At 69.6% G+C, this 230-nt stretch carries 1 pseudogene; it reads right to left on the bottom strand.

From position 1 onward, the window contains the following. Nucleotides 1-195: pseudogene (locus ACQG3P_RS25185) on the bottom strand (zinc-binding dehydrogenase); the annotation flags it as partial. Between the last annotated feature and the right edge of the window lie 35 nt (nt 196-230).

Below are 230 nucleotides of genomic sequence, written 5' to 3'. Positions count from 1 at the left end.
CAGCAGCACCTTGCCGTTGCGGCCCGGTTCGAGGCTGGCTTTCGCCGCTTCGGCTACCTGGTCCAGCCCCAACACGGCGTCTACAGGCAGGCTCAACCCGCCCGTGGCGGCCAGCTTCAGCAGCTCGCCCACCAGCGCACGTGTCTTTTCCGGGGCCGTGTTCTGGCTCAGCTTGCTGCCCCGGAAGCCCGTCACCACGGCCTGCTTGAGGTGGACGTGCCCCGAGCGCG

This window comes from Stenotrophomonas sp. SrG (assembly GCF_050031795.1).
Lineage (GTDB): Bacteria > Pseudomonadota > Gammaproteobacteria > Xanthomonadales > Xanthomonadaceae > Stenotrophomonas > Stenotrophomonas rhizophila_A.
The sequence above is the reverse complement of the archived record's forward strand: the minus strand, read 5'-3'. Positions and strand labels throughout refer to the sequence as shown.